General features: G+C 60.0%; 8 protein-coding genes. 3 read left to right on the forward strand and 5 right to left on the reverse strand.

Annotated features, from left to right (window positions below; translation table 11 throughout):
* Position 1 precedes the first annotated feature (1 nt).
* From ABIQ96_RS20620 to ABIQ96_RS20635, 4 genes are all read right to left on the reverse strand, one after another.
* Positions 2 to 1036 carry an SbmA/BacA-like family transporter gene (locus ABIQ96_RS20620; RefSeq protein WP_348216526.1) on the reverse strand — a complete coding sequence of 345 codons (1035 nt, stop codon included), beginning with the start codon at positions 1034 to 1036 and terminating at the stop codon, positions 2 to 4.
* The gene (locus ABIQ96_RS20625; protein WP_348216527.1) at positions 1033 to 1488 is read right to left on the reverse strand and encodes a potassium channel family protein; all 456 of its coding nucleotides are present in this window, start codon (positions 1486 to 1488) and stop codon (positions 1033 to 1035) included. The genes ABIQ96_RS20620 and ABIQ96_RS20625 overlap by 4 nt, the downstream gene beginning before the upstream one ends.
* Positions 1489 to 1506: 18 nt before the next feature.
* The gene (locus ABIQ96_RS20630; RefSeq protein ID WP_348216528.1) at positions 1507 to 2904 is read right to left on the reverse strand and encodes an efflux transporter outer membrane subunit; all 1398 of its coding nucleotides are present in this window, start codon (positions 2902 to 2904) and stop codon (positions 1507 to 1509) included.
* Between the two features lie 171 nt (positions 2905 to 3075).
* Entirely contained in the window at positions 3076 to 3249 is a 174-nt protein-coding gene (locus ABIQ96_RS20635; RefSeq protein WP_348216529.1) for a hypothetical protein, read from the reverse strand.
* 23 nt (positions 3250 to 3272) lie between these two features.
* Here ABIQ96_RS20635 and ABIQ96_RS20640 point away from each other — a divergent pair, with 23 nt between their 5' ends.
* The 3 genes from ABIQ96_RS20640 to ABIQ96_RS20650 all read left to right on the forward strand — a co-directional run bounded on the left by ABIQ96_RS20640 (position 3273) and on the right by ABIQ96_RS20650 (position 10775).
* Positions 3273 to 4475, forward strand: coding sequence for an efflux RND transporter periplasmic adaptor subunit (locus ABIQ96_RS20640; protein ID WP_348216530.1), 1203 nt, complete (start codon positions 3273 to 3275; stop codon positions 4473 to 4475).
* Between the two features lie 6 nt (positions 4476 to 4481).
* Entirely contained in the window at positions 4482 to 7616 is a 3135-nt protein-coding gene (locus ABIQ96_RS20645) for a multidrug efflux RND transporter permease subunit (protein ID WP_348216531.1), read from the forward strand.
* A gap of 78 nt (positions 7617 to 7694) precedes the next feature.
* Positions 7695 to 10775, forward strand: a complete 3081-nt coding sequence (locus ABIQ96_RS20650; protein ID WP_348216532.1) for a discoidin domain-containing protein — start codon at positions 7695 to 7697, stop codon at positions 10773 to 10775.
* Between the two features lie 26 nt (positions 10776 to 10801).
* Here the strand turns inward: ABIQ96_RS20650 and ABIQ96_RS20655 are convergent, their stop codons facing one another.
* Positions 10802 to 10993 carry a hypothetical protein gene (locus tag ABIQ96_RS20655; protein ID WP_348216533.1) on the reverse strand — a complete coding sequence of 64 codons (192 nt, stop codon included), beginning with the start codon at positions 10991 to 10993 and terminating at the stop codon, positions 10802 to 10804.
* Positions 10994 to 11000: the final 7 nt, after the last annotated feature.

Consider the following 11000-nt stretch of genomic DNA (forward strand, 5'->3'; position numbering starts at 1 on the left):
CTCAAGGTTTTTGTGGCTCCGCGTGCTTTCCCGCGGATTCGACGAACTCGCCGAGCCGTGCGATGACGGAGGCGTAGGAGGAAATCGCCTGGAACTGGGTGATCACCAGCGAGAATGCGCCTAACAAGGTGGCGAAGGCCATCGCCGATTGGCCGATCACTCCGAACTCGATCTCGCGCCGGATGAACAACGGGGCGACGATGAGCACCGGGATCAATTGGATCATGTAGTTGTATCCGGTGGTGAAGAAGCTGAGGTTGCGGTTGATGGAAATGATGCGGCGGAAATTTCCGACGAGATTGTCGATGCGCGTCATCAGCCGCTCGCGGATTTCTGGCTGCCTGCCGGTGCTGGCGATGTCCTTCGCGTTTTCCCGCGTGTAGATGAGTTCGGAGCGGAAATTCGCCTCGCAGTCGGCCTGACGGTAGTTCAGCCGGATCAGCGGACGGCCGAGCCAGATGGTGAGAGCGGAGCCGCCGAGCGCGTAGAGCACGGCGATCATGAAAAGTTTCGGGCTGATCGTCCAGAGCACGCCGGAGAACGAGAGCACGGTCATCGTGCCATTCACGATCATGAGCAAAAAGGAAAGCGTGGAGGTGGTGAGCTGTTTCACGTCCTCGCTCATGCGCTGGTCCGGATTGCTGATGCCTTCGTCGCCGGCCATGTGCAGATAGAGCTGGCGGTCTATGTAAGTGCCGGCGATGCGATGAGTTAGATTGTCCCGCCATAACAGGCCGAGGCGCTCTTCGGTGAAGCGGAACATCACGCCGACAAAAGTGGAGCCCGCGAAGACCGCCACGTAAAACCACGCGAAACGGACGAAGCCCTCCGAGTCGTGCTTTTCGATGGCGGACATGAAATAGCGCCCGACAAAACTGTTGGCGACGTTCATGCCGTTGATGCAGAGCATCAGAAGCATCAGCCCCGCCAGCAGCCAGCGGGCCTTGCCGCCGACAGGAGACTTCAGGAACATCGTGACCGCCCTCAGAAGATGGCGGACGGTTTGGCGGCTGATGGCGACGTTTTCCTCACTCACGGGGTTTTGGATTTTTCGGAGTACTTGCTCCTGAGGAAATGGGATAGAAGGTGGTGGACCACGGTGAAGATGATGCCGGTGCTCCAGCCGAACATGAGGACTCCGGTGACGGCTTCGACGGCTCCCAGGATGCGCCATTTTTCCGGCAGCACCACATCGCCGTATCCCACGGTGGAGTAGCTTGCTGCCGAGAAATAGAACGACGTGGAGAGATCCGGGAAACAACCGCGCAGTTGATAGACGGCCGCCCACACGAGGATCTGAAGGAGATGCAGAATCAGCAATCCATAGACCATGCGGACAATCAGCCAGTAAGTCCGAGCCGGAATGTAGTCGGCTTCACGATGCGGCCAGAGGCGTTTCAACCAGTGGATTCCCAAAAACATTCCCGCCGTCTGAATCCCGACGCAGGCGGAAACCAGAGCGAAGAGAATCAGCATCAGGGTGATCATCGGAGGAAGTGTGTTAGGTCACTTCCATCCGCCGCCGAGAGCGCGGTAAGCCTCGACGACCGAGAGCAGCCGGTCGCGGCGGTTGTCGGCCAATTGCAGTTCGGAATCGAACAGGCTGCGTTCGGCATCCAGCACTTCGAGGTAGCTTGAAGCTCCGCCTTGGAAACGATCCTTGGCGACGGAGGAAACCATGCGGTTGGAATTCACCAGCCGGGTTTGCTCCGCGATGATTTCGCCGGTCTTCACATAGGCGTTGATGGCGTCCGCAGCCTCGCGGAATGCCTGCTGGGCGGCCCTGTTGTAGACGGCAAGAGCCTCTCCCGCCAAGGCTCTGGCATTGTCGGCGCGGGCCTTGCCGCGCCCGGCATCGAAGATGGGGCCGGTGAGATCCGGGCCGATGGAATAAGCTCCGGATTTCCCTTCCAGCAGATTTCCGAGATCATTGCTGATCACCCCACCGCTGCCGGTTAGAGAAAGGCTGGGAAGGCGCAGCGCCTCGGCGACACCGATATCCGCCGTGGCGGCTTGGAAGGATTGGTTCGCTGCCGCGATATCGGGACGGCGTTCCATCAGCGTGGACGGGAGGCCGCCGGCAATGCGCAGCGAGGAATCGAGCTTGTCGAGGCTGCCGCCGCGGGCGACTCCGCCGGGGTATTCTCCGAGCAGGGACCGGATCTCGTTTTCCTTTGCGGAAATGGCCTTTTCGATGATCGGGATGGCTGTGAGCGCCTGACCTAACAGGGCTTCCGCCTGTCCGAATTCAAGGTCGGAGCTGACTCCGCCGTCTCTTCGGGCGGTGACGAGTTCGAGGGACGACCGCCGACTATCCGCGGTATTGCGGGAAATGTTGAGACGTTCGTCAAGATTCTGCAGTTCGATGTAGGCACTGGCGACAGAGGCGATGAGGCCGGTTTGGACGGCGTCGCGCTGGTATTCGGCTTGGAGCAGGCGCGAGCGCGCGGCTTCGTTGGAACGACGGATGCCGCCCCAGAGATCGACCTCCCAGCTCAGGAGGGCGGTGAGATTGTAGGAGTCCGAATAGCGGTCGGATCCGGGGGCTGTCTGTCCCGCGTTTGGCGAGGCGTAGTTTGCGGTGGCTCCGCCGCTGCCGTCGATGTGCGGGAACCAATCGGCGCGGGCGGCATTCGCCTGCGCGCGCGCCTGCTCGATGCGATAGGTGGCGGCGACAAGGTCGGGACTGTTGGCGAGCGCCCGGCCTATCAGGTTTTTCAACGTCGGATCAGTGAAGACCTTGTGCCAAGACTTGTCGCCGAACGACTTGCCGTGCGGAGCGGAGTCTCCGCGGATGGAGCCCGGCAGTTTCGTGTCAGGTGATCCAGGTTGCGGGCCGAGGACGCAGGAACCCAGAAAGATCGGAATGGAAACAAGGGCTAACGGACGGGCGGATGTTCGCATCTTGGTATGGATCTGGGAGAGATATTAGCAAATGAAGGGTCGCATCACTCCGCTGAGCCAGCTGCCGCCTACCTGGATAGGTGCGGAGTTGATGGCCGCATCACCGTTCAGCGGAATGGTGACGGCTGTTTTCCCGGCATCAAGTCGATTCTTCCCGGGATGCCGAGGGTGTCATGCGGCGGCTCTGGAATATCGGTAGGGGGCGATTTCCCGGCCTTGTACAACCAAGGTCTTGGTTGACAGGCCAAGCGCAGTTGGGTAGTCAGGTGAAAGTTTGATGTTCACCATGAAAAAGGCGATGGCGGACACTATTTTTTTCGCTGAACCGCGGGTGTGCTGATCCATTTCGAAACAAGAGATACCACAATTTGAAAACTCCTTTCCGAATCTCCATCAACCGTCACGAGCGTATTGTCAAAGCGGGATGTCTGACGATCTCGCTCGTGGCTGCCAGCCTGAGTTCCTGTAAAAAACCGGAGGTTGCCGCTCCGCCTCCGCCGGTGGTCGAAGTGATGGAAATCACGACCTCGGATGCTCCGCTCAGCACCACCCTCATCGGTCAGTTGGACTCGCCGCAGAATGTCGAGGTGCGCGCCCGCGTGGAAGCGTTTGTCGATGACATGACTTTCATCGAGGGAGCGGAAGTGAAGGCTGGCGATGTTTTGTTCAAACTCGATCGCAAGCCACTTCTCGAAAAACTCAGCGCGGCGACCGGAGCGCTGGGAGAGGCGAAGGCCGCCCTCAACAAATACAAAACCGACGTGGCCCGGCTTACTCCGCTGTATGAGAAGCGGGCAATTCCGAAGCAGGATCTGGACAACGCGCTCGCGTCCGTTGACGTCGGCGAGGCGGGAGTCATCACTGCGGAGGCCCGCGTCGAATCCGCACAGATCGACGTCGGGTATTGCGAGGTGAAAGCGCCGATCACCGGACTGATAGGAGCCAAGCAGGTTTCCATCGGCGAGCTGGTGGGCAAGGGGGAGCCAACCCTGTTAGCGACCATGTCCACGCTCGATCCGATCTGGTTTTACTGCAACGTGAGCGAGGTGGAATACATGCGTGCGCAGGTCAAGAGTCAGGAAATCGGCAGAGAGATTGCCAAACTACCGCTTTCCCTATCACTGGGAGACGGAAAAGTGCGTCCTGACCAGGGAAAGTTCGTGTTCATCGACCGCGCGGTGGATGCCAAAACAGGCACCTTGCGGATCAGGGCGGAGTTTCCTAACAAAGACAAGCTTCTCCGGCCTGGCATGTTCGCGCGGGTGAATGTGGATCTTGGTGTCCGCAAGGACAGCGTCCTGATTCCGGAGCGGGCGCTGGTCGAGCTTCAGGGAAAGACCTTCGTTTGGGTGGTCGGTAAGGATGGCAAGGCGAGCCAGCGGCCCGTCAAGGTGGGCGAGCAGGTGGAATCCAATTTCGTCATCCTCGAAGGGCTTCAATCCGGCGAACACATTATCGTTGAAGGACTCCAGAAGGCCCGCGAAGGCGCTACGGTGACCCCGATGACCGCTGCACAGATGGCTGAAATGACTGCAGCAGCAGCTCCTGCGGAAAAGGCCGCCAACAAATAAACCGTCATGGCCGAATTTTTCATCCGCCGCCCCATCGTGGCGATGGTCATCTCGATCGTCACCTGCATCGTTGGCCTGATTTCCCTGACACGACTGCCGATCGCGGAATACCCGATCGTCAGTCCCACGCTGATCCAGGTGACCTCCACCTATCGTGGAGCCGCCGCCGAGGCGGTCATGGAATCCGTGGCCACCCCCATCGAGTCCAAGGTCAACGGAGTGGACAAGCTGCTCTACATGCAGTCCTACAATGCCAACGACGGCAAGTTGACCCTCAACGTCACTTTCGATGTCGGCACGGACGTGGACATCATGCAGGTGAACACGCAGAACCGCGTGGGCCAGGCGGAAGCCCAGCTCCCGGATGCGGTGAAACGCGAGGGCGTCATCACCAACCGCTCAAGCCCCGATATTCTGTTAGCCATCGGCCTTTCCTCGCCGAAGGGCACCTACGACGGCGTGTTCCTCGGCAACTACGCGGACATCAATCTGGTCGACCAGATCAAACGCGTCCGTGGCGTGGGTGATGTGAAAAATTTCACCGCGCAGGACTACTCGATGCGCATCTGGCTGGATCCCCAGAAACTCGCGTCACTGGGCATCACCCCCACCGACATCGGCAATGCGATCAAGGAGCAAAACGCCCAATCACCCGCCGGTCGGATCGGTGCCGAACCCGCGCCGAAAGGGCAGGAAAGCCAGTTCAACGTCCGCGCGCAGGGACTTCTGAAGGATCCCAAGGAATTCGAGGAAATCATCATCCGCGCCAACAGCGACGGCTCGCAGGTGAAGATCAAGGACGTCGGCAGCGTGGAACTCGGTGCACAGACCTACGACCTCCGCGCCCGGATGAACAAGGCACCCGCCGGCGCGCTCGGCGTCTATCTGGCACCCGGTGCCAACGCCCTGGAAACCGCGGACAACGTGAAGAAGATTCTCGAAGAGGCGAAGCTGCGTTTCCCCCCGGACATGAGTTATGAAATCACTCTGGACTCCACCTTGCCGATCAAGGCGTCGATGGAGTCCATCGTCCACACCCTGTTCGAGGCGATCATCCTCGTGCTCATCGTGGTTTACATCTTCCTGCAGAGTTTCCGCGCCACGATCATCCCGATGCTGACCGTGCCGGTGTCGCTGCTCGGCGTATTCATAGCCTTCCCGATGTTAGGCTTCAGCGTGAACACGCTCACCATGTTCGGTCTCGTGCTCGCCATCGGCATCGTGGTTGATGACGCCATCGTCGTCGTCGAAGCTGTGCAGCACCATATCGAGCATGGGCTTTCACCCGTCGACGCCACGCGAAAAGCGATGGCGGAAGTGTCCGGTCCGGTGGTGGCCATCGCGCTCATCCTCTGCGCGGTGTTCGTCCCCGTCGCCTTCATGGGCGGCGTGACCGGTCGCCTCTATCAGCAGTTCGCCATCACCATCGCCGTTTCGGTTATTTTCTCCGCGATCAACGCGCTCACGCTCAGCCCGGCGCTTTCCGCGCTCCTGCTCCGCAAGCCGACACCCGGCCGCGGCCCGATCGCCTGGTTCTTCAAAAAGTTCAACGCGTTCTTCGACTGGATCATCGAGAAGTATGGCAAGATTGTCGGCGGCCTCACGCGCAAGGCGACGTTCTCCATGCTGCTGCTCGTCATCGTCTGCGGCGGCATCTACGCCCTCGGAAAAGTCGTCCCCGGCGGATTCATCCCGGACGAGGACAAGGGCTACATGTTTGTCGCCGTCGAGCTTCCGGAAGGCGCTTCGCTGCAGCGCTCCGATGAGGTTCTGAAACAGGTGGAAAATGTCGTCAATAGCACTCCGGGTGTGCGTTCCGCCCTCGCACTCAGCGGCATGAACATCCTCAACAACCTGAACGTGTCGAACGCCGCGCTCATGTTTATCGGTCTCGACGACTGGAAGGAACGCGAGGCTCCCGAGATGCACGCCAAAGCCCTGGCGGCGACTTGGAACAAGAAATTCGCAAGCATCCCCGGTGCGCGCATCTTCGCTTTCGGTCCACCGCCGCTGCCAGGCTACGGCAACGTGTCCGGCTTCACCATGCAGCTTCAGGAACGATCAGGCGGCAGCATCGACCAGCTTTCCGCGATCGTCAGCCAGGTGCAGGCCGCCGCGGCGAAACGCCCGGAAATCGGCCGCCTCACCACCACCTTCAATCCAGCCACGCCGCAGGTGAAAGTGGAAATGGATCGCGAAAAAGCCCGCACGTTAGGAGTTCCGGTGGACAGTGTTTTTCAAACGCTCCAGTCCTATCTGAGCGGTATGTATGTGAACGACTTCGTGAAATTCGGCCGCGTTTACAAGGTCTTCTTGCAGGCGGAACCCGAGTTCACCAGCAAACCGGACGACATTGGGAAATTCTACGTCCGCAACAACGACGGCGGCATGGTCCCGCTCAGCACGTTGGTGAAAGTGACGAAGATGTCCGGACCGAACTTCGCCACCCGTTTCAATCTCTATCTGTCCGCCGAGATGATGGGCGCGCCCGCACCTGGCTACAGCTCCGCCCAGGCGCTCAAGGCGATGGAGGAAGTCATGGCCACCATGCCGTCCAACGTCGGCTACGAATGGTCCGGCCTCACGCTCCAGGAAAAGAAATCCGAAGGCCAGGCGGGCGTCATCTTCGGCATGGCGATCATCTTCGTCTTCCTGTTGTTAGCCGCGCAGTATGAAAGTTGGTCGCTGCCATTCGCGGTGCTGCTTTCCGTGCCTACCGTCATTCTTGGCACCATGATTGGATTGCTTCTCAATCATTATGAAATGAACGTCTATGCGCAGGTCGGCCTCATCATGCTCATCGGTCTCGCGGCCAAGAACGCCATTCTCATCGTCGAGTTCGCCAAGATGAAACGTGACGAAGGAATTCCAACGCTCGAAGCCGCGCTCGAAGGCGCGAAACTCCGCCTGCGCCCGATTCTCATGACCTCCTTCGCCTTCATCCTCGGCTGTGTGCCGCTGATGTTAGCCAAAGGTTCCGGGGCCGCTTCGCGCGCCACCATGGGTACCGGCGTGGTTTACGGAATGACCATTTCCACCCTCATCGGACTGTTCCTGATTCCCGTCTGTTACGTCTTCGTGCAGAAGTTCTCGGACAAGAAGAAAAAGGATGAGCCGGAAGCAGCGGCGGTTGACGCCTGAGCAATGGAAGCGCACGTCGGCAACTTCCCATGCCAGGGAATCCGGAAATGTTAGTTCAACCCAGCTCTCATCCCGCTCATGACACCCCATCCTTTTTTTTCACTGTTTGACGATCCGGCCCAATGGCAGATATTCGCTTCCGGCCAATCGGAAGGAGTGTTGTCACGGATTGAAACAGCGGACGGCAGATCCGGCATGCGCATGGAGTACGATTTCCACGGTGGTGGAGGCTTCGTGGTCATGCGGCGGGTGATCGGATTCACCCTGCCGGGCACCTTTGAAATCGGCTTCGCGCTGCGTGGCGAAGGGCCGCCTAACAATTTCGAATTCAAGGTTGCCGATCCCTCCAACACGAACGTCTGGCGGCGGCTGCGCGAGAATGTCGAGCTGCCGGATGCGTGGACGGACATCCGCTTCCACGAACGCGATCTGCCCTTCGCCTGGGGACCTGCCGGCGGCGGAGCTCCGTCGGAAGTAGGTTCGGTGGAATTCGCCATCGTCGCGGGCACAGGTGGTAAGGGCGTGCTGGAGCTCGTTGCTCCGATGTTCGAAGACCAGACCCTGAAGTCGCCCCGCTCAATCAACGCGACCAGCCACCAGCAGGGCTTTCCCCCGGAAGCGGTGTTTGCCCCGGAGCGTCTAACCGGATGGCAGGCGGCGACCAATGATGCCCAACCCCGGTGGGAGGTCGATTTCGGGAAATCGCTGCGTTTCGGCGGCATGGTCATCACGTGGCCGGAGTCGCTGCCACGCCGGAAGTTTGAAGTGGAAATCTCCGCCGATGGGACATCGTGGACGTCGATTCATCATTCCACCTCGGCGCTCGGACTGAAGAGCCATATCCCGACACCCGGAGTGGAGGGACGGCTGCTGCGCATCACCTTTGCCAACAGCGAATGCGCCGCATTCTGTTCCCTGTCATTTCGGCCGGACTCGTTCTCCAGCACGCCTAACGAATTCATCCACTCCGTGGCTGCCGACTACCCGCGGGGGTGGTTTCCGCGCTACTGGCTTCGCGAGCAATCCTATTGGACGCCGGTTGGCAGCCCGGAAGGAAAACGCCGTGGGCTGATCAACGAGGAAGGCATGGTGGAAGTGGATGAGGCCGGATTTTCACTCGAACCGTTTGTTCTAACTGCCGAAAAGCGGATCACCTGGGCGGACGTGGAAACCCTCGGCTCGCTGCCAATCGGCGGAGCGCCGATGCCCGCGGTCACTTGGAAAAGCGATGACATCACGCTGGAAATCATGCCGTGGATCGACGGCGGGGATGACAAGCTGACGCTTCACGTCACTTATCGGCTGACCTGCGCCAAGCCGACCTCGAACACGCGGTTGATCGTCACTGTTAGGCCATTCCAGGTGAACCCTCCGTGGCAGGCCTTCCGTAACCTCGGTGGATGCAGCCCAATCCATCAGATCACTTGCGGAACCCGTGGCATGACCGTGGAGGGTCGGAAAATCTCCGTCACGCCCCACGCCGACGCCTGCGGGGCCGGGGCGTTCGAAGAGAGCGGCGTGCTCTGGACTCTCGCAAACGGCGCGATGCCTCCATCCAATGAGGTCAATGACTCCACCGGCATCGCCTCCGCGGCGATGGCTTGGAACCTTCCGCCCGGTGAATCGACGATGGAAGTCACCTTTTCAGTTCCTTATTTTGGCAAGGCCAAGGCCGCGACCAAAACCGGCAGAGCCAAGGCGCTCGCCCGCTGGAACAAGACGCTTGGCGCGGTGCAATGGCAGGTTCCGAAATCCGCCGCGCCCGCCTTCGATGTGTTCCGCACGGCGGCCGGACACATCCTCATCAATCGCGACGGCCCCGCGATCCAGCCCGGCCCGCGCCGATACACCCGTTCGTGGGTGCGGGATTGCGTGATCATGGGAGCCGCCCTCGCCAAGGCCGGTCTGCCGTTCGCACTGCGCGAGTTTCTAACATGGTATGCGCAGTTCCAGCGCGAGGACGGCTTCGTGCCGTGCGTGGTGGACCGCGACGGCGTCGATTGGCTCGTCGAGCACGACAGCCACGGCCAGTTCCTGTGGGGTATTCGCGAGGTCTATCGCGAGGGGTGTGATCGGAAATTTCTGACAGAAATGCTGCCGCACGTCCGCAAGGCCGCTAACTATCTGATTTCGCTGCGGGCGGAACGCGCGACCTGCGTTTACGAATCCGGCGAGCACGCCTCCTGCTTCGGCCTGCTGCCGGAATCCGCCAGCCACGAAGGCTACCTTGCCCACCACGTACATTCCTATTGGGATGATTTCTGGGGTGTGCGCGGTCTCGAAGCCGCCGCCGATCTCGCTGAAATCATGGGTTCCGGCGATGATGCCAAAAGATGGCAAGCCGAAGCTGAGCACTTCCAAGGCGACCTGCTGCGTTCGATCAACAAGGTCATCGCCGACAAAGGACTCGCTTATATTCCCGGCTCGGTCGAGTGGGCGGACTTCGATCCCACCGCCACTTCCAATGCCATCGCCATGCTCGACTTCGCCGGATCGCTTCCGCCCGGCCCGTTGAACGCGATGCTCGACACCTACCTCGACGGCCACCACCGCAAGCACCGTGGCGAAATGGTGTGGACCAACTACACCGCCTACGAAATCCGCATCATCGGTGCATTCGTCCGCCTCGGGAAGCGTGACACCGCCAACGAACTGCTGGATTTCTTTCTATCCGACCGCCGCCCCTGCGAGTGGAACCAATGGCCGGAAATTACCTGGCGCGACCCGCGCTCGCCCGGCCACCTCGGCGACGTGCCCCACACCTGGATCGCCGCCGAATACCTGCTCGCCCTGGCCTCGATGGTCGCCGCCGAACGCGAGGCGACCGACTCCATGGTGCTCGCCTCCGGCATGCCATGGGCATGGATCGCCGATGACAACGGGTTTGCAGTCGATAACCTGCCAACCCGCTACGGCCTGTTGGATTTCCGCATCCGCGCTGTCCGCAACGATTTGATCAGAGTCACCATCGGCGGAATCACCTTGCCGCCAGGCGGACTTACCATTGTCCCGCCGCTGCCTGGTGGAAAACGGATCGCTTCCGTGAAATGCCGTCGCGGGAGCCATTCGGGCATCCGTCCATCAGGAGAATCCGTCACGGTGACCAGCTTGCCATTTGTCGCTGAACTGTATCTGACCGGCAAAGGAGAGGGTGCCTGATAGAAATCGCGCCTTTGGAATTCGTTTCAATTCATGTGGCGGTCATACCACATGTCAGTCCTTTCCTGCCGCGCGTCGGTGCGAATTTCGCGGCGCTCGTTGTAGTTTGAATACGATTCGTTACGCTTATCCATCCGTTGTTGGAGTTGTTCGTTGCTTGCACAGGACGCACAAAATGTTGCGGTGATCAGCAAGATGGCGATGGTTCCGGAATTCATGGTTTGT

Origin of the sequence: Luteolibacter sp. (genome assembly GCF_039920825.1) — a bacterium.
Lineage (GTDB): Bacteria > Verrucomicrobiota > Verrucomicrobiia > Verrucomicrobiales > Akkermansiaceae > Luteolibacter.

What these genes read in the sequence shown, in the direction of transcription:
- ABIQ96_RS20635 (WP_348216529.1), bottom strand. Translation starts at nt 3,249, where the DNA reads ATGGATCAGCACACCCGCGGTTCAGCGAAAAAAATAGTGTCCGCCATC.
- ABIQ96_RS20630 (WP_348216528.1), bottom strand. Translation starts at nt 2,904, where the DNA reads ATGCGAACATCCGCCCGTCCGTTAGCCCTTGTTTCCATTCCGATCTTT.
- ABIQ96_RS20650 (WP_348216532.1), top strand. Translation starts at nt 7,695, where the DNA reads ATGACACCCCATCCTTTTTTTTCACTGTTTGACGATCCGGCCCAATGG.
- ABIQ96_RS20655 (WP_348216533.1), bottom strand. Translation starts at nt 10,993, where the DNA reads ATGAATTCCGGAACCATCGCCATCTTGCTGATCACCGCAACATTTTGT.
- ABIQ96_RS20645 (WP_348216531.1), top strand. Translation starts at nt 4,482, where the DNA reads ATGGCCGAATTTTTCATCCGCCGCCCCATCGTGGCGATGGTCATCTCG.
- ABIQ96_RS20625 (WP_348216527.1), bottom strand. Translation starts at nt 1,488, where the DNA reads ATGATCACCCTGATGCTGATTCTCTTCGCTCTGGTTTCCGCCTGCGTC.